This is a genomic window from Mesorhizobium sp. WSM4310, from assembly GCF_007003935.1.
GTDB lineage: Bacteria > Pseudomonadota > Alphaproteobacteria > Rhizobiales > Rhizobiaceae > Mesorhizobium.
Window position 1 is genome coordinate 1 of the sequence record NZ_VFTA01000025.1, and the last position, 21,832, is coordinate 21,832.

Annotated in this window: 17 protein-coding genes; 10 read left to right on the forward strand and 7 right to left on the reverse strand. The window is 61.9% G+C overall.

Annotated features, from left to right (window positions below):
• Window positions 1–368: 368 nt before the first annotated feature.
• The 6 genes from FJV80_RS23785 to FJV80_RS23810 all read right to left on the reverse strand — a co-directional run bounded on the left by FJV80_RS23785 (window position 369) and on the right by FJV80_RS23810 (window position 9,408).
• Window positions 369–791 carry a hypothetical protein gene (locus FJV80_RS23785; protein WP_142877567.1) on the reverse strand — a complete coding sequence of 141 codons (423 nt, stop codon included), beginning with the start codon at window positions 789–791 and terminating at the stop codon, window positions 369–371.
• Window positions 792–944: 153 nt separating this feature from the next.
• Complete coding sequence (locus FJV80_RS35255; RefSeq protein WP_246689036.1) at window positions 945–1,100, reverse strand: hypothetical protein; 156 nt, start codon at window positions 1,098–1,100, stop codon at window positions 945–947.
• A 28-nt stretch (window positions 1,101–1,128) separates the two neighbouring features.
• Window positions 1,129–1,545 (reverse strand): hypothetical protein, encoded by a 417-nt coding sequence (locus FJV80_RS23790; RefSeq protein WP_246689037.1) that lies wholly within the window; start codon window positions 1,543–1,545, stop codon window positions 1,129–1,131.
• Between the two features lie 68 nt (window positions 1,546–1,613).
• A complete protein-coding gene (locus tag FJV80_RS23795; RefSeq protein ID WP_142877568.1) occupies window positions 1,614–2,243 on the reverse strand; it encodes a hypothetical protein in 630 nt (209 codons plus the stop codon).
• Window positions 2,240–8,308 (reverse strand): RHS repeat-associated core domain-containing protein, encoded by a 6,069-nt coding sequence (locus FJV80_RS34650; RefSeq protein WP_185975256.1) that lies wholly within the window; start codon window positions 8,306–8,308, stop codon window positions 2,240–2,242. Before FJV80_RS34650 ends, FJV80_RS23795 begins: the two co-directional genes overlap by 4 nt.
• Before the next feature lie 461 nt (window positions 8,309–8,769).
• Complete coding sequence (locus FJV80_RS23810) at window positions 8,770–9,408, reverse strand: MarR family winged helix-turn-helix transcriptional regulator (RefSeq protein WP_142877569.1); 639 nt, start codon at window positions 9,406–9,408, stop codon at window positions 8,770–8,772.
• Between the two features lie 119 nt (window positions 9,409–9,527).
• Here FJV80_RS23810 and FJV80_RS23815 point away from each other — a divergent pair, with 119 nt between their 5' ends.
• Window positions 9,528–11,057, forward strand: coding sequence for an MDR family MFS transporter (locus FJV80_RS23815; RefSeq protein WP_142877570.1), 1,530 nt, complete (start codon window positions 9,528–9,530; stop codon window positions 11,055–11,057).
• Window positions 11,058–11,227: 170 nt separating this feature from the next.
• A complete protein-coding gene (locus FJV80_RS23820) occupies window positions 11,228–12,247 on the forward strand; it encodes an NADP-dependent oxidoreductase (RefSeq protein WP_142877571.1) in 1,020 nt (339 codons plus the stop codon).
• Between the two features lie 184 nt (window positions 12,248–12,431).
• Here FJV80_RS23820 and FJV80_RS23825 read toward each other — a convergent pair whose 3' ends face one another.
• On the reverse strand, window positions 12,432–13,754 hold the full coding sequence (locus tag FJV80_RS23825) for an MFS transporter (protein ID WP_142877572.1): 1,323 nt from the start codon (window positions 13,752–13,754) through the stop codon (window positions 12,432–12,434).
• 215 nt (window positions 13,755–13,969) lie between these two features.
• Between FJV80_RS23825 and cyoA the strand changes: the two genes are divergently transcribed.
• The 8 genes from cyoA to FJV80_RS23865 all read left to right on the forward strand — a co-directional run bounded on the left by cyoA (window position 13,970) and on the right by FJV80_RS23865 (window position 21,760).
• On the forward strand, window positions 13,970–15,151 hold the full coding sequence (cyoA, locus tag FJV80_RS23830; RefSeq protein WP_142877573.1) for a ubiquinol oxidase subunit II: 1,182 nt from the start codon (window positions 13,970–13,972) through the stop codon (window positions 15,149–15,151).
• 10 nt (window positions 15,152–15,161) lie between these two features.
• Window positions 15,162–17,159: a cytochrome o ubiquinol oxidase subunit I gene (gene cyoB / locus FJV80_RS23835; RefSeq protein WP_142877574.1), complete on the forward strand. Its 1,998-nt coding sequence runs from the start codon at window positions 15,162–15,164 to the stop codon at window positions 17,157–17,159.
• 9 nt (window positions 17,160–17,168) lie between these two features.
• Entirely contained in the window at window positions 17,169–17,795 is a 627-nt protein-coding gene (gene cyoC, locus FJV80_RS23840; protein ID WP_142877575.1) for a cytochrome o ubiquinol oxidase subunit III, read from the forward strand.
• On the forward strand, window positions 17,792–18,169 hold the full coding sequence (cyoD, locus tag FJV80_RS23845; RefSeq protein WP_142877576.1) for a cytochrome o ubiquinol oxidase subunit IV: 378 nt from the start codon (window positions 17,792–17,794) through the stop codon (window positions 18,167–18,169). Before cyoC ends, cyoD begins: the two co-directional genes overlap by 4 nt.
• Window positions 18,166–18,981 (forward strand): SURF1 family protein, encoded by an 816-nt coding sequence (locus FJV80_RS23850; protein ID WP_246689038.1) that lies wholly within the window; start codon window positions 18,166–18,168, stop codon window positions 18,979–18,981. Before cyoD ends, FJV80_RS23850 begins: the two co-directional genes overlap by 4 nt.
• The gene (locus FJV80_RS23855; RefSeq protein WP_142877577.1) at window positions 18,978–20,330 is read left to right on the forward strand and encodes an ATP-binding protein; all 1,353 of its coding nucleotides are present in this window, start codon (window positions 18,978–18,980) and stop codon (window positions 20,328–20,330) included. Before FJV80_RS23850 ends, FJV80_RS23855 begins: the two co-directional genes overlap by 4 nt.
• Window positions 20,320–20,856 carry a response regulator transcription factor gene (locus tag FJV80_RS23860; RefSeq protein WP_179296128.1) on the forward strand — a complete coding sequence of 179 codons (537 nt, stop codon included), beginning with the start codon at window positions 20,320–20,322 and terminating at the stop codon, window positions 20,854–20,856. Before FJV80_RS23855 ends, FJV80_RS23860 begins: the two co-directional genes overlap by 11 nt.
• A 295-nt stretch (window positions 20,857–21,151) precedes the next feature.
• The gene (locus FJV80_RS23865) at window positions 21,152–21,760 is read left to right on the forward strand and encodes an isochorismatase family cysteine hydrolase (RefSeq protein WP_095771370.1); all 609 of its coding nucleotides are present in this window, start codon (window positions 21,152–21,154) and stop codon (window positions 21,758–21,760) included.
• Window positions 21,761–21,832 lie beyond the last annotated feature (72 nt).

A 21,832-nucleotide genomic window follows, 5' to 3' on the forward strand; every position in this document is an offset into this window, starting at 1 on the left:
GGGTAGGTGGGGGAGGGGGGGACGGGTTAGGACCGGAGCGTCAGCGATCTGGATATAGATGGACGACGGCTGCTACTTCGGCAGAGAAGCGCAAACTCGCTCGGGCTGCTTTGGCCTCAAGGGTTGGCATGGCCTTCGCCGCCTAGGCGGCCAAGCCGCCATGGCAAAAGTGCACTGTCACCGTAATTCGCTCGCGCGGCGTGCATGCGCATCCGCACAGGCACAGCCACGGCGACCATGCCGGACATCGGCACCAACGTTCGCGGCGAGCGACCGACTTTTCCAAATCTCGCCAAATGTTCAAAATGGCTTGCGAGACACTCGAGGCGCGCAATCAACGCGCAAATCGATCGGGCAGCCTGGTCTTACTACGCAGGTATCAGGACTGCGATGCGATGCACGCCGACCTCCTTGCTCGTGTTCGTTGCCTCGTCAGTTTTGCCTTTGGAGCAGGTATAGACGTCGCCTACCTTTAGCTTGAATTCCTTGTCAGCTTTCTTGATGGCGAATGCGCCGGAAGTAATCGTGCATACCATGTCGTTGTCCATCACAGTTTGAGGCGCGTGTGCTCCGGGCTGAAAGACGACGTCGACAATCGAGATGCTCTTGTAGGCGGGAATGTCGGAGTTTCCGGTGCCGACTTCAACCACTCTGACACCGGGCGCAATCTCCTTGCCGTCCTTCGGGCCGTATTTCTTGGCTTTTGCGGAAGCAGCCAGAGTGAACAAAGGTGATGCCGCGACGGTGGTCAAACCGAGGGCAATTGCAGACCTGCGATTCATGGCTTTCATCGCATCCTCCCGATGCTCGTCATGCGTGAAATTACATGACGCCTTTATATTAGCACAATCTGATTTATTTGCATGCGTCTCGCCGTGGGGTGCAGACCGGAATTACGGTGACAGTGCACTAATTTTTCCCCGCCGGCCCCCGCTTTCCTGGTTTCACAGCTTTTCCGGTTGCCCGGCAATCCGGCTGAGAAACGCCTCGCCGCCCACCGGCCCGCCGATGCTCTCGGCCTTGCGTAGGGCGTCGAAGGCCGCGGCATCCGTCTCGGCCAGGTCGAACAGCCCGCTCGATGATGGCAGGCGGTGCCTCATTGGCTGCGGATCGGTAACGCCATCGGGCTCACCTGTCAGATACGCCCGAGCGCTTGATCAGGGCCAATCGGCCGCCTGTTTCACCAGCCCCGCGCGCACCGGGTTCAGTCCGACATACCGCACCGCCGACAAAAGGTGGTCCTCGTCCATCGCGACGTACCGAAGCGCCCTTGCCAGAAATTTCCGGTTTTCTTTTGCCGCGGTGCACTTTGGCGAGCGCGCGCCGTAGGCCACCCGGATCGGCCGGCGTCAGGATCAGAGGCACATGGTTTGGCATCAGGCACCACGCCCAGATGCCGACATTGGCGACGCGGCAATGCTCGACGAGCAGGGGCTTGTAGAGCGGATAGTCCTCGGGGGTGAAGAACGCTTTGGCCCGCCCGTTACCGCGCTGCGTCACTTGGTGCGGCAGACCGGGAATGACAGTGCGGGCAAGGCCGGCCATGTCGGAAGTTTACACATGCGACGACCGGGAGGACATCGAAAAAAGTGCACTGTCACCGTAATCTCGCTTTATTTTTGAACTATCTTTTCAAGCTTTAAATTTTCAATGGTCTTTGATCTCCAAGAATTTAGCTGGTCATTTGCTTCAATTATTCCAACAATCAATTTTTCTCTTAGTAATATTGCCGTCTCTTTTATTTCAAGTTCCCAATTTGTGCGGATTTTGACGCTGCTAATGAGCTGGTCGAGTTCTCGCACGGCTTCGTCAACGTTACCCTCCCGCGCCGCGCAGAAAGCGATCGCCCTCCGGATATGTGGGTTGTCTTGCGATCTTGATTTCAATGTACGGGCAGCATCGCCGGGTGACTTAATGTTATTCAGAAACGGCAATGCTTGCGCGAGCAACGATAGCCTAATTTCTTCGGTCAGGTTTGGCATATCATAATACCACCCGGTCACTCCCGGCCGGGGGACGGCACGATCTCCGAATGCAAAGTGCAGAGATTCTGTTGGAACAAAGAGTGGTATGAAAAAATATTGAATATAAAATGAGTTCTTGTCGTTTGACGAGCTATTATATGTAATGGCCATCAGCAAGTCATCAACCGGGCTCTTATAAACTAACCCATTGTAGATCTTGTACCCCCTCAGCTGAGGCAGTATTTTCTTAATAATCGAAGTAAAACCTCTTTCGTTCACGGTCGTATCTCCTTTACCGGAACCGGTGAGCCGTTCGGTAGCGATGGCATATTGTTTTGGATTTGAGTCACTCTATTCAAGTCTAAGGAAGCTTTGCCTGTTTTCAAGTCGTAGGCGGTGCCGGGGTTTGCTATAGGGCCTTCTACAACATCCACACGTACCGAGCCAGGGGTTCCGCGTGGAACCGGTAAACCCCCTTTGTAAGATACTTCAGTAGAAAGTTTGGGATCGACAAGTGCTTTGACTTCATTTTCAAATGCGGTATGCACCTTGGTACCGTATACGGCGCCTTTGCCTGGCCCTACCTTCTGCGCCGCGCTGGTAGCGGCATTCGATAGGATTGACTCTACCGAAATATCCGAAGTTCCAACAACTGCTCGAGTGAAGAAGCCGGCCCTCGCGAGGTTCACAATACCTCCCGGAGTTGGAAGCAATCCGAAAACACCATCGGCGGTTTGAACTGCACCAGACCTACTAAGCTCGTATTTTGCTAGTGCCTTTTTGGCTACGTCTTCTGGAGCACCTTTAAGAACACTGAGATCACCATCTGATTGGCGCAGAGATGCCGCCAACTTGTCCGATTCTTTGTCTTGCTCTTGAGCTTGTTTTTCTGCGGCTGCTCTGTCCTTGGCGGCTTTCGCCGATGATGGCGTACTAGCAACGTGTCCATTCGGATCGCTCTTATTGACTGGATCGTTCTGGGCATAGGCATATCGATTTGTGCCAACCCCTTCCTTGGTCGGATCCCAATCATCCGGCGAAATAAACCGCCCCAGCACCGGATCCATATACCGCGCATTGAGATACATCAGCCCGGTCTCGGCATCGAAGCGTTCGCCGATGTAGCTCCTCTGCGTCTGGAAGCCGGTGTTGAGGCGCTCGCCGTAGGTGGCGTAGTTGGTTTGCTCGACGATGTTGCCCGCCCCATCGGTGACCATGCGCACCGAGGCCAGGTGGTCGCGATGGAGGAAATATTTGACGCCGTTGACGACCTTGATGTCGGGATGGGGGTAGCGGGTGTAGATCTCCGCTCCCGGTGTTTTCGGATCGATCTCGACATCGGCGTCGGGATAGAGCGTCGTCGCATAGCTCGAGCTCTTCTTCGCCCGCGCTCCGTCAGGACCATAGGCAAGGTTGACGGTGTTGGAGGCAAGGCTGACCGTCTTCAGCCGGTTGGCCTCGTCCCAGCTCAGCGTGCGGCTGCCGTCGGAGGTGAGATTGCCGTTGGCGTCATAGGCCATCGCATTGGCACCAACACTGACGGGTGCATGCGGGCGAGGGGATGTGGCCGCGGGATAGACATAGCTGCCGGCCACACGGCTGCGTGAGATCAGATTGTCGTTGGCGGCATAGACGAAGCTTTCGCTCAAGCTGGCGTTGCCCAGATTGGTGCTTGAGATCAGCCGGTCGGCATCGTCATAGCCATAATTCCAGCTGTCGGAGGGTGTCCGCCCCGCGATGGTGGTGATGCGGCCGAGAGCGTCGCGCACATACTGGTCGTCGAGCAGGATGGTGGCGCCCTTCGCGGTGGTGACGCGCGTCAGCCAGCGCCGGGTCGGCGAATAGGCGAAGGCGGTTTTGACGCCATTGGCGTAGGTGATCTCCTTGGTCTGGCCATCGGCCTCGTAGACGGTCGAGGTGATGAAGCCGGGAGCCGAGTAGAGCCTGTTGCCGGCGGTGTATTGCAGCGGGTCGTCCCAAGTGCCGAACCACAGGTCCGACGGCGCCTGATAATTCTTCAGGATCATTTGGCCGGAGCGATCGTGGATGTCGACCGTGATGTGCGTCAGGCCGGCAAGGGTCGTGTCATGCCGGCCGAGCTTGCCAAGCCCGTCATAATTGTAGCTGTGCGTCACAGTCGCATTGGTCGAGGTGGTGAGCTGGCCGATATTGTACCAATAGCTTGGAGCCGCCTGGTCATAGGTGTTCTGGGTCAGCACAACCGGGCTGCCGCCGGGTGCGGTTGCCGTCTTCAGGATCAGCCGGTCCATCTGGTCGTAGCTGAGATTGGTGACCGTGCCCCTGGCATCGGTCTGTTTGATCAGCCGGTTGGCGGCATCGTAGACATAGGTCCAGGTGCCGAGATCGGGATCCGACGCCGACAGCCGGTTGCCGAGCATGTCGTAGGTGTAAGTCCAGGGCGAGCCGCTGGTGTCGGTAAGACCGACCAGCCGGCCAAGCACGTCGAAGGTGCGGGTTTGCGCCAGCTGAAGACCGGCGAAGTCACGAACCACGCCCGCGACATCGCCACGCGTCGACCATGCCGTTCGGGTCTGGTGGCCGAGCTCGTCGGTCATTGTCGTGCCATGCAGTCGCGGGGTGGTGGTGGGCGCGGTGGCCAGGTCGTTGAGATAGCTGCGCTGGCTGCCATCCGGATTGACGGTCTTCGTCAGCCGGTCGGCCCAGTCGTAGCTGTTGGTGGTCCACTGCGGCGTTTGGTCGGTGAAATGCGGAAACGCGGTGCGCAGCACATTGCCGCGCGGGTCATAGTCGGTCTCGGTGAAGCGCCTTGGAGCAGCGGGGGTATCGCCGGGGGCTTCCACGCGATAGACCCGGCCAAGCCCGTCATAGCGGGAGACGGTAAAGTCCTCACCCGCGCCATTGGGCAGCGGCGTGTATTTGATCAACCGCTGATTGTTCGGATCGCCTTCGGCGAAGAACTGCGTCCTGACATAGGCGCCGGTCACACTCTGCGAGATCTGGTACGGACGGCAGAACGCATCGTAGGTGAAGGTTTTCACCAGGCCGTTGAAGTCGGTCCTGGTCGCCGGCAGGCCGCAGACAGAATTGTAGGTGGCGGTCGAGACAAAGCGCGTGTCGGCCGTCTGCCCGCCCGTCGCGAAGTAACGCGGTGCCCGCTCGGTTACGGGGTAGAGGTGATAGGTGGCGTCATAGTCCCATTCGGTCTTGTGGCCGAGGCCGTTGGTGGCCGAGATCTTGTTGCCATAGCTGTCATAGGTAAAGTACTGACTCACCGACTTTTGCGGCGTCGAGGTGACATCGCTGACGGTCAGCACCCGGGTCAGATTGCCCTTGGTCGGCACCGCCCAGACGTCGGTATTCCCGTCATAGTAATTGTGCCTGTAGCCGACATAGGGATCGGTGCTGGTCAGGCCGGCATGCGTCCGCTCGGCAATCAGGGCGGAGACGATGTAGGCCGAGGTGTTGGGCGAGAAGAAGCGCTCGGTCCAGGTCTCGTCGCCGCTGGCGTCCGTGCGGCCATAGTCCTTCAGGCTGACGACATTGTTATAGGCGTCAAAGCCGCGCTCGACCCGGAGCGTGTACGTGACATTCTCGATGAACGTCGTGTCGGTCGCCGTGTTCTGCACGGTGTAGGGCTTTGCCGCCGTGTTGACCGCATAGGTCTCGGCCACCCGCTTGTGCACCGTGCCCGCGCCATCCTTCCACACCGTCAGCGACGGCAGGCCATAGCTCGCCAGATCCTGGCGATAGGTGGTCGTCACCGTCGAGGGCGCCGTCTCGCCATTGGCCAGCGGCCTGGTCTCGACGATCGAGGCAAAACCCAAAAACTTGCGCGCCGCCGGATCGTACTTGCCGCCGGCATACTGATAGGTGCTCACCGCCGTCTGGCCACGGCCGTCGCTGACGGAGAGCTTCGTCACCGCATGCACCACCTGCGGCAGGTAGTTGTTCGTCCAGGTAGAGGACGGCGTGTACTCGGCCGCGACCGTGCCGCCGAGCTCCGTGATGATCTGCTTCAGCAGGTTCGGATTGCCCGTGCCGGCGTTCGAAATGAACCCAGGGAAGTCCGGCAAGCCGTCGCCGTTGAAGTCGCCGACCACCGTGCCGGCCGTCATCGACGAAGGCAACGTGAACTCCGCCGGCGTCATCGCCGTCGACGACGGCCGCAGCGAAAACACCCTGACCGGGCCAGTCCGGCCCTGAGAACTGGTCACAGTGCCTCCGATCGTGATGACGTCAGACTTTCCGTCATTGTCGAAGTCACGCAGAACAGCCGATGTCCCCGCCATGGAGGAGACCGTGTAGCTCTTGAAGCCAATACCAGTCGACAGCCACACTCCGGCGCTGATGTTGGAGCCGTTGTAGCGGAAAATATCGGTCGCCCCATCGCCATTGACATCTGCAAGAACGCAGGTGCCGTTGCCGGTATACCATTTTGTGGGGCAGGCGATCCCGAAGGAAGTCCCGCCGCCCTGCCAGGCGCCATCCGAAAGGACGCCTTTCCCAACGGAGCTTCCGTATGTGTACAGTGGCTGTTGCCGGCCGTTGCCGAGGAAATCGCCAATGCCCAGGGGCTCACTCCCTGCATTCAAGCTGTCAACGCCATCACCATCGAAATCCGTCACGATCCATGTTGACGGTTTGGTCCATGGCGAACTGGTTGGAAATGCATTGCAAATGGCTTGGTAACCGGCGAGCGAAGTTGGGCAGATGGTTCTCGTCAGGCCCAGCGAGGCATCTGTCATGATGATAGAGTTCGTCGTCGTATAGGTGACCCGGCCCGTTGCGCCATTGACGTAGTTCTGGATAGCAGAATCCGCGAAGTCCGTGGTGTTCTTGGTGGCCAGAAAGCGACCAGGTTGCGACAAATACCCCGGGGGGATCGAATCACTGTTGGTATTGTCGAGCGTGTCCAGAACCAGGGACACTGTCTCCGCCAGGGTTCCACTGGAACTGAATTTGTATATGTATTTGGTCCGCTTTAGCGCCGGGCAAGGACCTTGATTGTGCGTGCAAGTATCCACTGTCTGGATGGCGTCGCCAAAGATCTCATCTCGGCCATCAGCATCCAAATCCCCGACCTCCCTCGGCGAGGACACATCTCCTCGTCCTGCAAATGAGGTTGACACCGTCCCATACACCCCATCGGTATTCTGATACGTCATCTGGGCCATGACCTTCGCGGTGCCGCCGGTGATGGTGCCGTCGGCGGCAACCGTCGCATCGCTGCCGTAGCGCGTGACAGCGGTGAGCCGCGAGGCGTTGGAGAATGGCGCCTGGTCGTAGGTGAGCTTGTAGGCGGTGCGCAGCACGTTGTTGACCCAGACACTGATCGACTTGATGCGTCGGGTCGTCTCGGAGATGTCGCGCCCATTGCCCATCAGGATCGTATCGGGCCGCGTCTCGTAATGAAAACCGATCACCGTTCTATTGTAGGTGATCATGTTGGGATAACAGACCGGGCTCGCCGGGCAAGAGTAGCTGTAGCTGACGGTGTTGTTGTTGGTGTCGGTGACCGAGGTCAGCAGCCAGCGATAGTTCGTGGCAAGGTCAGAGGCCGCCATGCCCGCGACCGCCGCCACCGACTGGAAGGTCGAGACCGTACCATCCCTGTCGGTCACCTTCCATTCATTGGCTGCCGAACTATACGCCATGCGGCGATAGGTTTCATTCTCGGTCGTATGGTTGCCGCCGTTCGAGCAGGACGGCGAGACCATGCCGGGCGTGCAAACAAACATCGGCTGGCCATCGAGCAGAAAGATATCGGTCGCTAGGAACTCGGGCATGCCATAGCCCGGACTCGCCCGCTCGATGACGTCGAAGCCATCGAGACCCCAGGCATAGCCGAGCCAGCCCTGGTAGAGGCCGCCGAGCTTGGTCTTGCGCGAGGAATTGTAGTTGAGCGCGATCTGCGGCTCGATGCCGTGGAAGGCGGGAACGTCGATGCCGATGGCATAGCCGAGATTGCCGTTGCCGGCCGCCTTGGGCAAATCAACCTTCGGTGTGCCGATCGCCTCGGGATCGCCGCTGTCGGTCGTCGTGGTCGCGGCAGCCATTGCCTGCGCCGACGGCTCCTCTGGGGCGGCCTCGGTGTCCGTGGTCTTCGCCGTCTCGGTGTCGGCCGCCTTGGTGCCATCCGTGGTGCTGGTGTCGTCGGCCGGCTTGGCGCCGACCTTCGCCGCGGCGTCAGGACTGCCGGTCCCTGATGAACCATCTCCGGTTGACTGCGCTGACGAAGAACTCGACGAGCTGCCCGCGGCCTGCCCGCCGGTTCCCAGCGCCGCCCCGCCATTGCCGTAACCAGCGGCAGAATTTCCGGCAGTCGCGGAAGAGCTTTGGTTCTCCTGCGCGAGTGCTGCCATTCCTGCACTTCGGCTAATATAAGAAAAGGCAGAAATATCCGCGCCAACGACACTCGCGGCAAGCACTGCCGCGCCAACAAGCAACCGTTTCATGAGTCCCCCGAGCCAAGTTGCTTATCGTTGCGCACCTTTCATTTGGTGGATACGACACGCTCCCGTCACAAAGCCAATATCCACAGACTTATTTTCGGAGGAGAAAAAAGAACACTGCGCAAGCTCAGTGAATGTTCGACGGATCGAGCATCTTTTCGAATGATGCGATCCATCGCGCTGCATCACCGGCACAAAAAGACGGCGGAGAATTTCATGGTGGCGAGCGCTGCACTTGGCATCCGCCAAGGATGGGCACGGACAACTCTTCGCCAGCTCTATCGCCTTCGGCGGCAATGATCCATGCGCGCGCCTGTCGTGCGCTTCATCGGTTCGTGCCAACTCCGGCTGGCGGTCGAACCCGGCAGGCCCTACACCGGTTCCGTCTCGTCCATCATCTGCTTGACGGCGTCGGCGGCCCTGCTCATCCCTGCTTCATCGATCGCCCAGCCGGCGAAGCGTTCCAGCAGGGTGGCGAACGTCACCAGCTCCTGCTCGTCCCATTGCGCCAGTGCCTCGGCGAAAATCCGCCATTTGGTCTGGCGCACCGCGCTCACCAGGCGCTCGCCCCTGGCGGTGAGCCTGAGGCAAATGCGTCGGGCATCGAGTTGCGATGCGACGCGCAAGGCGTAGCCGCGCTCGACGATATCGGCCGAGATGCGGCTGGCGCGGGACGGGTCGATCCCCAGGCGCTCGGCGATGTTGCCGACCGTCACCTCGTCCGGCGGCGTGTCGCCGACGGCCGGATTGTGCGCGATGGCGATGATGACATCGAGATGGCTCACCTCCAGCGAAGGGTCGATGCGGGCCAGGATCAAGCGGCCGAAGTCCCGGCGCTGGATGGAGCGGCGTACCTTGTTCAGCACCGCATCGATTGCGGCGACGGCGTCGGCCGCCGCTTCGGACAGGCCGTTGCTGCGCGCCAGATCGGCGAGATTCTGATCGCCATGCGTCTGGCATACGCCGGAAAATCGATCGGCCTTGCCCGGCCCGGTATCGTTGCTGCTCATGTCACAGCGCGCTAGCAAAAATATATGCCGATGTCAATTACATGCTTATAGCATATATTTGATATTGACATATATCTGCTGCGGGCACATAAACCGGCCCCGAACGTCGGAGACACCCCATGAGCATCGACTCGACCCTCCCGGACGCGCCGCCCGCAGAGGCCGTGGCCAAGCCCGACATGACGACGTTGGTCGTCTATTGCGGCGCGCTGATCGCCATGTTCATGGCCACCATCGACATGCAGATCGTCGTTACCGCCTTGCCCACCATTGCCGGCGAACTCGGCAACCTGCATCTGTTCGGCTGGGTCGGCGCCGCCTATCTGCTGTCCACCGCCGCCGTCGCGCCCTTCTACGGCAAGCTTGGCGACATGTATGGCCGCAAGAACGTGGTGTTGACGGCGATCGCCTTGTTCCTGCTGGGTTCGCTGGTCTGCGGCATGGCCTGGTCCATGGAGAGCCTGATCGCGGCGCGCGTCCTGCAAGGCATCGGCGGCGGCGGCCTGATGGTCTCGGCCTTCGCCATGATCGGCGAACTGTTTGGGCCGCGCGACCGCGCCAAATACCAAGGCTACAGTTCGGCGGTGTTCGCGCTGTCGTCGGTCCTCGGTCCCTTGGCCGGCGGCTATATCACCAGCCTGTTCGGGTGGCGTTGGGTGTTCCTGGTCAATCTGCCGATCGGCATCGTCGTGCTGGCGATCCTGGCATTCGCCATGCGCAGCCGGTTCGACGAGAAGAGGCACCGCATCGACTATCTGGGCGGCTTGCTGCTGGCCATCGGCACCACGGCATTCGTCTATTGGGGCTATCATGTGCTCGACCCCGCCGGACCGGACCTGCTCACCTTCGTGCTGCCGGTCGTAGCGCTGGCGGCAATCGCCTCGTTCATCCTGGTCGAGCGGCGGGCCGAGGAGCCGATCGTGCCCTTGCGGCTGTTCGGCTCCTCGACCGTGCGCATCGTCTCGGGCGTGTCGGTGGTCGCCGGATCGGTGACGCTCGGCATGTTCTTCTACTTCGCGCTCTACATGCAGACGTTGACCGGGCTTAGTCCGGCCGAAGTCGGCTTCCTGTTCCTGCCGGCTTCCCTGACCTCGATGGTCATCTCGATCGTGGCCGGGCGGGTGATTGCCGCGACCGGCCGCTACAAATGGATGCCAGTGGTGGCGATGGCTATTGGCGGACTGCTGATGATAGGCTTTGTCTTCATCAATTCGCACACGCCGATCTGGGTGCTGGCGGTGATGATGGGCCTGTTCGGCATCAGCATGGGCCTGCAGTTCCAGGTGCTGATCGTGGCGATCCAGGCCGCCGCACCACTGCAGGATATCGGCGCGGTGACGTCGCTGATCACCCAGGCGCGCACGATAGGGGCATCGCTGGGACTGGCGCTGAACGGCGCGGTGATGACCTGGGCTCTGAACCGGCAGACCTCGCAGCTTCCCGCCGATGCCGCCGCTCTGCTGCCGGATGGCTTGACCGGGCTGACCCCGCATTTGGCGTCAAGCCTGCCGGCCGCGGTCCGCGACGTGGTACTCGCCCATTATTCGAGTGGTTTCAACGTGATGTTCATCTGGGTGGCGACGCTCTATTTCGTCGCCATGGCGCTGACGCTTCTGCTCGAGGATATCCAGATCCCGAAACGGGCTTGAGCCCGAGCATCCCCCGGCGGCGACCCTCCAACCATGCGGTGTCGCAGCTGGTGAATCCGACGAGGACGTTTGCACCGGACGACGGTATAAGGGATCGACGCCGCACGAGAATCCCGGCCCAATAGCCGCACCTGTTCTTCGCGTGGAACGTTGTTCAAACGGAGCAGCCAATGTCGACTGAAACGAACATTCGCATCGTGCTTGCGGCGCGACCGCAAGGCCGGCCGAAGCCGAGCGATTTTCGCATCGAGTCCGTTGGGATCACCCAGCCGGGCGAGGGCGAACTGTTGCTGCAGATCCTCTATCTGTCGCTTGATCCCTATATGCGCGGCCGCATGAACGCCACCAAATCCTATGCCAAGCCGGTCGAGATCGACGGCGTGATGGAGGGCGGCACCGTTGCGCAAGTCGTCAGATCCCGCCATGCCGGTTTCGCCGAAGGCGATATCGTGCTGTCGCACTCGGGATGGCAGGGCTTCGCCCTGTCCGACGGTGTCGGGCTGCGCAAGCTCGATCCCGCGGCGGCTCCAGTCACCACCGCACTCGGCGTGCTTGGCATGCCGGGCTTTACCGCCTATGCCGGCCTGCTCACCATCGGGCAGCCAAAGGCCGGCGAGACAGTGGTCGTGGCGGCGGCGAGCGGGGCGGTCGGCTCGGCTGTCGGCCAGATCGCACGCATCAAGGGCGCGCGCGCCGTTGGCATCGCCGGCGGCGCCGACAAATGCGCCTTCGTGCGACGGGAGCTCGGTTTCGACGCGGTCGTCGACCACCGGGCCGACAATTTCGCCGAGCAGTTAAAGGCTGCCTGTCCCGATGGCATCGACGTCTATTTCGAGAATGTCGGCGGTCCTGTCTGGGATGCGGTGTTTCCGCTGCTCAACGAGTTCGCGCGTGTGCCTGTCTGCGGGCTGATCGCTCAATACAACACCATCGCGGCTTCCGCCGCCGACCGGCTGCCAACGCTGATGCAGCAAGTGCTCTACCGCAGCCTGACGATCAGGGGCTTCATCCAGCGCGAATTTGTCGACCAGCGCCCCGTCTTCTATCGCGATATGGCCGGGTGGATGGCGTCCGGCCAGGTCCGCTACAGGGAAGATATAGTGGATGGCCTGGAGAACGCGCCGCAGGCTTTCCTGGGCCTTCTCGAAGGCAGGAACTTCGGCAAACTCATCGTGCGGGTAGCGCAATAACTGCATCTCGCAAAGCGAAGCGGTGTCCCGCTGGCCGATTGGCCGGCAGGGTGCTCGATTCCATTTTATGGTCCTTCCGCGCAAAATACGCATGCCGTATTGGGCAGGCGAGCATGGCAATGGCCTGCCGGGCCGGTTCGACCTTGCAATCGACCGCACCATCCGTAATCGCGAACTGGGCGGATCAGTCGGGCTGACGGTCCGCGGCCGGACGGCGCCTGTCGATCCACAGGGCAAGCAACGTGCAGGCAGCGCCCGACAGCAGATAGGCGCCGGCGGCGATGAGGCCGAAATTGCCGGCAAGCAGCAGGGCTGCGAGCGGCGCGAAGCCGGCGCCGAACATCCACGCCAGATCCGAAGTGATCGCCGAGCCGGTATAGCGATATTGCCGCGAAAAGCTCGAGGCGACGACGCCCGACGATTGCCCGAAGCTCAGCCCCAGCAGGATGAAGCCCAGCACCATGAACAGCGCCTCGCCGACGGCGCCGCCATCCAGGAGCTGTGGGGCAAAGCCGCTGAAGGTCGCGATGGCGATCGCCGAACCGCCGAGCAGCGCACGGCGTCCGACGCGATCGGCCAGCGGCCCCGAGGCGACGATGGCCGCAATGCCGAACAGCGCGCTCACCGCCTCGATCATCAGGAAGCGTGCCGGCCCCTCATTGGTGAACAGGAACACCCAGGAAAGCGGAAACACCGTGACCATGTGGAACAGGGCGAAACTCGCCAGCGGCGCGAAGGCGCCGATCACGACGTTTTGGCCCTCGGCCCTGATCGTGTCCCTGATGCGCGTCGGCTGCAGGTCACCGCTCTCGTACAATTTCGAGAATTCAGGCGTGACGACAATGCGCAGCCTGGCGAACAGGGCCACGACATTGATGGCGAAGGCGACGAAGAAGGGATAGCGCCAGCCCCAGGAGAAGAAGTCGTCGGCCGACAGGTTGGCGACGAAGAAGGCGAAGAGGGAGCTTGCCACGATAAGGCCGATCGGCGCGCCCAGCTGCGGGATCATGGCATAGAAGCCGCGTCGGTTCTGCGGCGCGTTCAGCGCCAGTAGCGAGGGCAGTCCGTCCCATGTTCCGCCGAGCGCCAGCCCCTGGCCGATGCGGGCAAGCGCCAAAAGCCACACCGCGACCGCTCCGATGTCGCCATAGGCCGGCAGAAACGCGATGGCGACGGTCGACGTGCCGAGCAGGAACAGCGCGATCGTCAGTTTCGCGCCGCGGCCATAGGCGCGGTCGATGGCCATGAACAGCACGGAGCCGAACGGACGCGCGACGAAGGCCAAAGCGAAGATGCAGAAGGAATAGAGCGTGCCGACGAGCGGATCGTGAGTCGGGAACACCAGCTTGGGAAACACGATGACGGAGGCGATCGCATAGACGAAGAAGTCGAAGAATTCCGACGTCCTGCCGACGATCACGCCGACCGCGATATCGCCCGCGCTGACCTGGCCATGATGCGAGCCGATCAGTTCGCTGTTCGTTTCGGCAGTCGAAGTCTGAGCCATCTTATCCGTCGCCACCGCGTGGAATGAAGTGTCCGGAACCCAATTCCGGGGATTCCCCAAGGGTTCCATTGTGCACTGCACACTGCGCCAAAGCCATGCCTGCTGGGCATTGGACAAATTGTCCAATGTCACCACGGCGCCGCGAGCAGTAGCCCTTGGATCGATACCGCACTGCAACATGAACGGTTGTGGCGGTCCTTCGAGGGCAGCGTTTGATGAAACGATTTGGAGCCTTGCTTCTGTTCCCCCTGGCCGGGCTGTTGAGCGGCTGCGATCTGGTCGTGCTTGCGCCCGCCGGCGATGTCGCGGCCCAGCAGCGCGACCTGCTCGTGGTCTCGACCCTGCTGATGCTGGTCATCATCATCCCGGTCATGGCGCTGACTGTCTTTTTCGCCTGGCGCTATCGGCAATCCAACACCGCGGCGACCTATGCGCCCGACTGGGATCATTCGACGAAGCTGGAGCTGGTGATCTGGGCGGCGCCCCTGCTCATCATCATCTGCCTTGGCGCGTTGACCTGGCTCGGCACGCATCTGCTCGATCCCTACCGCCGGATCGACCGCATCGAGCCCGGCCAGCCGGTCACTGAAGCGCACAAGCCGCTCCGGGTCGAGGTCGTGGCGCTCGACTGGAAATGGCTCTTCATCTATCCGGATTACGGCATCGCCTCCGTCAACGAGCTGGCGGCGCCGGTCAATCAGCCGATCGACTTCCGCATCACCTCGTCGGCAGTGATGAATTCCTTCTACATTCCAGCCCTTGCCGGGCAGATCTATGCCATGCCGGCGATGGAGACGAAGCTCCACGCCGTCATCAACCGGCCGGGCACCTATAGCGGCTTCTCGGCCAATTACAGCGGCGCCGGCTTTTCGGGGATGCGCTTTGCCTTCCGCGGCCTGTCTGACCAGGCTTTCGACCAGTGGGTGGCGCAGGCCAGAGCCGCGTCGGCGGCGCTCAGCCGCGACAACTATCTCGAACTTGAAAAGCCGAGCGAGAACGAGCCGGTCCGCCACTATGCCTCCGTCGATCCCGATCTTTATGGCGCCATTCTCAATCTGTGCGTCGAGCGCGGCAAGATGTGCATGAACGAGATGATGTCGATCGACGCCAAGGGCGGTCTCGGTCTTGCCGGTGTGCGCAACACGCTGCCGCTGCGATACGACAAGCTCGCCCGGCGTGGTGCGGTGTTCGGCAACGATCCCTCCTATGTCGCCAGCATCTGCACTGCGGAGGAGGCGGCTGCCGCGGCGCGCGCGACCAGCGATGCGACGCCAAAGGATTGGCCGGCCAGGAATCTTTCCCCGCTGCGCGGGGCAGGGCTGCTGAGGCCCGGGACCGAGAGCCGTCGCGCCGAGGCGGATACGCCGCCGCTCGGCCTGCTGCGGCGCGAATTGTGAGAGACAGCCGATGCCCGATACGCTGAGCAAATTCATTTTCGGCCGTCTCACCTGGGACTCGCTGCCGCTGCATGAGCCGATCGTCGTCGCCACCTTCGTCGCGGTGGCGCTCGGCGGCATCGCCCTTTTCGGCGTCATCACCTATTTCAAGCTGTGGGGTTACCTGTGGCGCGAGTGGTTCACCAGCGTCGACCACAAGAAGATCGGCATCATGTACATGGTGCTCGGTCTCGTCATGCTGCTGCGCGGCTTCTCCGACGCCATCATGATGCGCCTGCAGCAGGCCATCGCCTTCAACGGTTCCGAGGGCTACCTCAATTCGCATCACTACGACCAGATCTTCACCGCGCATGGCGTGATCATGATCTTCTTCGTGGCGATGCCCTTCGTCACTGGCCTCATGAACTTTGTCGTGCCGCTGCAGATCGGCGCGCGCGATGTGTCCTTCCCGTTCCTCAACAATTTCAGCTTCTGGATGACGGTCGGCGGCGCCATCCTGGTCATGGCCTCGCTGTTCGTCGGCGAATTCGCCCGCACCGGCTGGCTCGCCTATCCGCCGCTCTCCGGCATCGGCTACAGTCCGGATGTCGGCGTCGATTATTACATTTGGGCGCTGCAGGTGGCGGGCGTCGGCACCACGCTGTCGGGCATCAACCTGATCTGCACGATCATCAAGATGCGCGCGCCCGGCATGACCATGATGCGCATGCCTGTCTTCACCTGGACGTCGCTGTGCACCAACGTGCTGATCGTGGCGTCCTTCCCAGTGCTGACGGCGGTGCTCTCGCTCCTGGCGCTCGACCGCTATGTCGGCACCAACTTCTTCACCAACGACTTCGGCGGCAACCCGATGATGTATGTGAACCTCATCTGGATATGGGGTCACCCGGAAGTCTACATCCTCATCCTGCCGCTGTTCGGCGTCTTTTCCGAGGTCACCTCGACCTTCTCCGGCAAGCGCCTGTTCGGCTACACCTCGATGGTCTACGCGACGGTGGTCATCACCATCCTGTCGTATCTGGTCTGGCTGCACCACTTCTTCACCATGGGCTCCGGCGCCAGCGTCAATTCCTTCTTCGGCATCACCACGATGATCATCTCGATCCCGACGGGAGCGAAGATATTCAACTGGCTGTTCACCATGTATCGCGGCCGCATCCGCTTCGAACTGCCGATGATGTGGACGATGGCCTTCATGCTCACCTTCGTCGTCGGCGGCATGAGCGGCGTGCTGCTTGCCGTGCCGCCGGCGGACTTCGTGCTGCACAACAGCCTGTTCCTGATCGCGCATTTCCACAACGTCATCATCGGCGGTGTGCTGTTCGGCCTGTTCGCCGGCATCGCCTACTGGTGGCCCAAGGCCTTCGGCTTCAAGCTCGATCCGTTCTGGGGCAAGGTGTCCTTCTGGTGCTGGGTGGTCGGCTTCTGGTTCGCCTTCATGCCGCTCTACATACTCGGCCTGATGGGTGTGACGCGCCGCATGCGTGTCTTCGACGATCCCTCGCTGCAGATATGGTTCGTCATCGCCGCCTTCGGCGCGGTGCTGATCGCCGCCGGCATCGCCGCGTTCCTGATCCAGATCTTCGTCTCCATCCGCAAGCGCGAGGCTCTGACCGATCCGACCGGCGATCCCTGGGACGGCCGCACGCTCGAATGGTCGACGTCCTCGCCACCGCCCGCCTACAACTTCGCGTTCACGCCGGTCGTGCGCGACAATGACGCCTGGTGGGACATGAAGAAGGCTGGCTATGTCAGACCGCTCTCCGGCTTCAAGCCGATCCAAATGCCGAGCAATACCGGCACCGGCGTCATCCTGGCCGCCTTCAGCGTGGCGCTCGGCTTCGGCCTGATCTGGTACATCTGGTGGCTGGCGGCGCTGAGCTTCGTCTGCCTGATCGCCACCGCGATCGGCCACACCTTCAACTATCACCGCGATTTCCACATTCCGGCTGCCGAGGTCACGCAGACGGAGGAGGCGAGGACGACGCTCCTCGCCGCCCAGGGCTAGGGTTTGATCATGGATTCGAGTGCGACCACGGCCGGCACCGGACCGGTCTTCCACCTGGAAGAAGAGCATGCGCACGCCGAAGGCAGCAGCACCATGCTCGGCTTCTGGCTCTATCTGATGAGCGACTGCCTGATCTTCGCCATGCTGTTCGCGGCCTACGGCGTGCTCGGCGGCAATTACGCGGCGGGGCCAGCGCCAAAGGACCTGTTCGATCTCGATCTGGTGGCGGTCAACACCACCATGCTGCTGTTGTCCTCGATCACCTATGGCTTTGCCATGCTGACCATGGACAAGGGCCGCGTCGCGGCGACGCAAGCGTGGCTTGCCGTGACCGGCCTGTTCGGCCTGGCCTTCCTGTCGATCGAGCTCTACGAATTCGCACACATGATCCATGAAGGCGCCACGCCGCAGCGCAGCGCCTTCCTGTCGTCCTTCTTCACGCTGGTCGGAACGCACGGGCTGCACGTCACCTTCGGCACCGTCTGGCTGGTGACGCTGATGACGCAGGTCTCCCGGTTCGGCCTCACCGAGGCCAACCGCCGCCGGTTGATGTGCCTCTCGATGTTCTGGCATTTCCTCGACGTCGTCTGGATCGGCGTCTTCACCTTCGTCTATCTGATGGGGATGTTGCGATGAGCGCTCATGATCATGCCCAGGGTCACGGCCACGGCCATGGCGGGCCCGCGCACGGGTCGTTCAAGGGCTATCTGACCGGCTTCGTCCTGTCGGTGATCCTGACCGCCATTCCGTTCTGGCTGGTCATGAGCGGCGCCATCGACGACAAGCAGGCCACGGCCATCGTCGTCATGGCCTTCGCGGTGGTGCAGATCGTCGTCCACATGGTCTTCTTCCTGCATATGAATACCGCCTCGGAGGGCGGATGGTCGATGCTGGCGCTGATCTTCACGCTGATCCTGGTCGTCATCGTGCTGACCGGCTCGCTCTGGGTCATGTACCACCTCAACGCCAACATGATGCCCGGTCTTCACGACATGCGCGAGATGCCATGAGCCCGGCGCCGGGCGCGGGGAGGACCACTGTCGAAGTAAGGATCGGGCAGGCCGGCATCAGCTTGGCCGCCGCGCCAGGAAAGGATGCCGGCAGGTCATCCGCGTCGCGGCTTTTTCTCGCATTGCTTGGGCTCCTCGGCGTGACGGTGTTCGTTGGGCTCGGCATATGGCAGTTGGAAAGGCGGGTCTGGAAGCTCGACCTGATCGCACGCGTCGACCAGCGCATCCATGCGCCGGTTGTCGATGCGCTAGGCCCGGCGACATGGGGCGGCATGACCGCCGCGGGTTACGAGTACAGCCATGTGCGGTTGGCCGGACGCTTTTTGGGCGGCAAGAACACGCTCGTGCAGGCGGTGACGGAGCTTGGCGGCGGCTATTGGGTGCTGACGCCGATGCGGACCGACCGTGGCTTCGTCGTGCTGGTCAACCGCGGCTTCATTCCCCAGGAGCGCAAGGCCGAGTTCGAACAAGAAAGCGGCGGGCTCGGCTCGCCGACCGTCATCGACGGCCTGTTGCGCATGAGCGAGCCGGGCGGCGGCTTCCTGCGCAGCAATGATCCGGCGGGCAATCGCTGGTATTCGCGCGACGTCGCCGCCATCGCAGCCACGCGCGGCCTGACGAACGACATCGCCCCTTATTTCGTCGATGCGGAAGCATCCGCGGGTTGGCCGCGCGGCGGCCTGACGGTCGTGACCCTCCGCAACAGCCACCTCGTCTATGCTTTGACCTGGTTCACGCTCGCTGCGATGCTTGCCGCGGCCCTGGCCGCGCCGATGATCGGCGCCCGCCGGCGGCGAGGACCGGCACGATGAGCGTCCCGACGCAAACGCTTGGCAACGACAAATCCTTCGCGGCCGCATCGCTTGCGGGCAAGAACGGCGCGGTCCCCGATCCCGACGCGGCGAACAGGAAGAACCTGCTCCTGCTCATCCAGCTGCGCTGGCTGGCGGTGGCGGGTCAGGTGCTCACCATTCTGGTGACGCAATACTGGTTCGACATCCCGCTGCCGCTGGGGGAGATGGCCGGGGTGGTGCTTTTCCTGGTCGGGCTGAACATCTTCAGCCTGCTCGCTTCGCGCGGCCAGCGGCCGATCAGCAACGCCCAGCTGTTCGTCGCGCTCATCTTCGACATGGCGGCGCTGACGACCCAGCTTTACCTCAGCGGCGGTGCCTCGAACCCGTTCGTGTCGCTCTACCTGCTGCAGATCACGCTTGGCGCCGCGCTTTTGACACCCTGGTCCACCTGGAGCCTGGTGGCCGCCGCTTCCGCCTGCTTCGTCTTCCTCACGTTCCAGTTCCAGCCGATCGCCATCCCGCATCACGGCGGCAGCGACCTGCTGGCCCTGCATATCAGGGGCATGTTCATCTGCTTCGTGCTGGCGGCCGGCCTGATCGTCATCTTTATGACGCGCATCAACCGCAATCTGCGCGAGCGCGACGCCTATCTCGCCGATCTGCGCCAGCACTCGGCCGAGGAGGATCATATCGTTCGCATGGGCCTGCTGGCCTCCGGTGCCGCGCATGAACTGGGCACGCCGCTGTCGACCATCTCCGTCATCCTCTCCGACTGGCGCCAGATCCGCAGCGTCACGCGCAACCGCGAACTGGCCGGGGACGTGGCCGAAATGCAGGCGCAGATCGAACGCTGCAAAAGCATCGTGTCCGGCATCCTGATGTCGTCGGGGCAGGCACGGGGCGAGGGCACGATCCGCACCAGCATCCGCCATTTCCTCGACGATCTCGTCCAAGAATGGCGTGTCAGCCGCCAGCCGCTCAATCTGGACTACAAGAACGATTTCGAACCTGACGAGCAGATCGTCTCCGACACGGCACTGAAGCAGGTCATCTTCAATGTGTTCGACAATGCTCTGGAGGCATCGCAGGATTGGGTCGGCGTCGCCGCCGAGCGGCAGGGCGAGAAACTGGTGATTTCGGTGCGTGACCGCGGGCCGGGCTTTGACCAGGGTATTCTGGCCGCACTCGGTCAGCCCTATATGTCGAGCAAGGGACGGCCGGGCGGTGGCCTTGGCCTTTTCCTCGTCGTCAACGTGGTTCGAAAGCTGGGGGGCGACTTTTCGGCGCGCAACATGGAGCAGGGCGCCTGTGTTACGCTTTCGCTGCCGCTCGCGGCGCTGACCGATGGAGATGATCATGAGGCCTGATCGATCCCTGTTTATCGTCGAGGACGACGCCACCTTCGCGAAGACGCTGAAGCGCTCCTTCGAAAAGCGTGACTACGACGTCGTGGTCTGCCACGGCAGGGATGAGCTGCTCGGCGCCCTCGAAACAGCGGTTCCGGCCTACGCCGTCGTCGATCTCAAGCTTGGCGCCGGCGGCTCCGGGCTGGAATGCGTCAAGCTGCTCAGCGCCCGTGACACGTCGATGAGGATCGTCGTGCTGACCGGCTTCGCCAGCATCGCCACGGCTGTCGAGGCGATCAAGCTTGGCGCATGTCATTACCTGGCCAAGCCCGCCAACACCGACGACATCGAAGCCGCCTTCGGCAGGGCCGAGGGCGATGTTTCCGTCTCGTTGAGCAGCCGTCCCACCTCGATCAAGAACCTCGAATGGGAGCGTATCCACGAAACGCTCGTCGAGACCGGCTTCAACATCTCCGAAACCGCGCGCCGGCTCGGCCTGCACCGACGCACTTTGGCCCGCAAGCTCGAGAAACGCGTGGTGAGGTAGGCTCAACGATCGTTCTTCAGTGTCGTGGTGCGGCAGGACTATTCAGCGGCAAACCCAGATAAGCCGCTGGCCTGATCCATAATTGCAGTGGGGCTGTAACGAGGCCGGATCGTCGAACGCGCCGACATGCATCGCTCCTTGGTTGGGCGATGCGTCGTACCGGCTGAACGCGTCGATCAATCGCGTTGGCTGCCGCCGGTCCACTCAGGAACGAGTCCTGGCTTATGGCGTTCCCATGTCCTGGACGACACTGGGAGAAGTCCATGAGAAGACACCGCCAGCCGGATATTCTTTGATGTCGGTGCCGGGCTTGGCATATGGGCCGTTGGGTCACGGGTGCATGCATGTCTGCGTGGATATGCAGCGGCTGTTTGCGGAACCGTCGCCGTGGGCGACGCCGTGGATCACGCGTGTCCTCCCCCAGATTGTGAGGCTCGTTGAAAGACGGGCAGAACAGACGGTCTTCACGCGCTTCCTGCCCGCGCGGAGGGCGGGGCAGGGTGTCGGGACATGGAGGCGCTACTATGAGCGCTGGTCTTCGATGGCGATCGACAACATCGGTCCGGAATTGGTCGAGTTGTTGCCGGCATTGGCCGCTTACTGCCCGCCGGCGGCGGTCATCGACAAGCATATTTATTCGCCCTGGTTTGAAGGCCGTCTGCGAGCCTTTCTGATGGAACACGAGATCGATACGCTGGTCATCACCGGCGGTGAAACCGACGTGTGCGTTCTGGCCACGGTGCTCGGCGCGATCGATTTCGGCTATCGCGTGGTTCTCGTCACGGACGCGCTGTGCAGTTCTTCCGATGCAACCCACGACGCCCTGCTCACCGTCTATCACCAACGTTTCGCGCAGCAGGTCGAAACGGTCGAGATGGAGACGGTTCTCTCGAACTGGACTTGAATGTCACCAGGCGTCGAGGCGGCACAAGCATCAGGTGCTTCTTCGCGCGGGCTCGGATACCTATCTGTCGAG

Excerpts from the sequence above, each read along its gene's own strand:
- FJV80_RS23785 (WP_142877567.1), bottom strand. The coding sequence starts at position 791 with ATGAAAGCCATGAATCGCAGGTCTGCAATTGCCCTCGGTTTGACCACC.
- FJV80_RS35255 (WP_246689036.1), bottom strand. The coding sequence starts at position 1,100 with ATGAGGCACCGCCTGCCATCATCGAGCGGGCTGTTCGACCTGGCCGAG.
- FJV80_RS23790 (WP_246689037.1), bottom strand. The coding sequence starts at position 1,545 with ATGGCCGGCCTTGCCCGCACTGTCATTCCCGGTCTGCCGCACCAAGTG.
- FJV80_RS34650 (WP_185975256.1), bottom strand. The coding sequence starts at position 8,308 with ATGGCAGCACTCGCGCAGGAGAACCAAAGCTCTTCCGCGACTGCCGGA.
- FJV80_RS23810 (WP_142877569.1), bottom strand. The coding sequence starts at position 9,408 with ATGAGCAGCAACGATACCGGGCCGGGCAAGGCCGATCGATTTTCCGGC.
- FJV80_RS23815 (WP_142877570.1), top strand. The coding sequence starts at position 9,528 with ATGAGCATCGACTCGACCCTCCCGGACGCGCCGCCCGCAGAGGCCGTG.
- FJV80_RS23820 (WP_142877571.1), top strand. The coding sequence starts at position 11,228 with ATGTCGACTGAAACGAACATTCGCATCGTGCTTGCGGCGCGACCGCAA.
- FJV80_RS23825 (WP_142877572.1), bottom strand. The coding sequence starts at position 13,754 with ATGGCTCAGACTTCGACTGCCGAAACGAACAGCGAACTGATCGGCTCG.
- cyoA (WP_142877573.1), top strand. The coding sequence starts at position 13,970 with ATGAAACGATTTGGAGCCTTGCTTCTGTTCCCCCTGGCCGGGCTGTTG.
- cyoB (WP_142877574.1), top strand. The coding sequence starts at position 15,162 with ATGCCCGATACGCTGAGCAAATTCATTTTCGGCCGTCTCACCTGGGAC.
- cyoC (WP_142877575.1), top strand. The coding sequence starts at position 17,169 with ATGGATTCGAGTGCGACCACGGCCGGCACCGGACCGGTCTTCCACCTG.
- cyoD (WP_142877576.1), top strand. The coding sequence starts at position 17,792 with ATGAGCGCTCATGATCATGCCCAGGGTCACGGCCACGGCCATGGCGGG.
- FJV80_RS23850 (WP_246689038.1), top strand. The coding sequence starts at position 18,166 with ATGAGCCCGGCGCCGGGCGCGGGGAGGACCACTGTCGAAGTAAGGATC.
- FJV80_RS23855 (WP_142877577.1), top strand. The coding sequence starts at position 18,978 with ATGAGCGTCCCGACGCAAACGCTTGGCAACGACAAATCCTTCGCGGCC.
- FJV80_RS23860 (WP_179296128.1), top strand. The coding sequence starts at position 20,320 with ATGAGGCCTGATCGATCCCTGTTTATCGTCGAGGACGACGCCACCTTC.
- FJV80_RS23865 (WP_095771370.1), top strand. The coding sequence starts at position 21,152 with ATGTCGGTGCCGGGCTTGGCATATGGGCCGTTGGGTCACGGGTGCATG.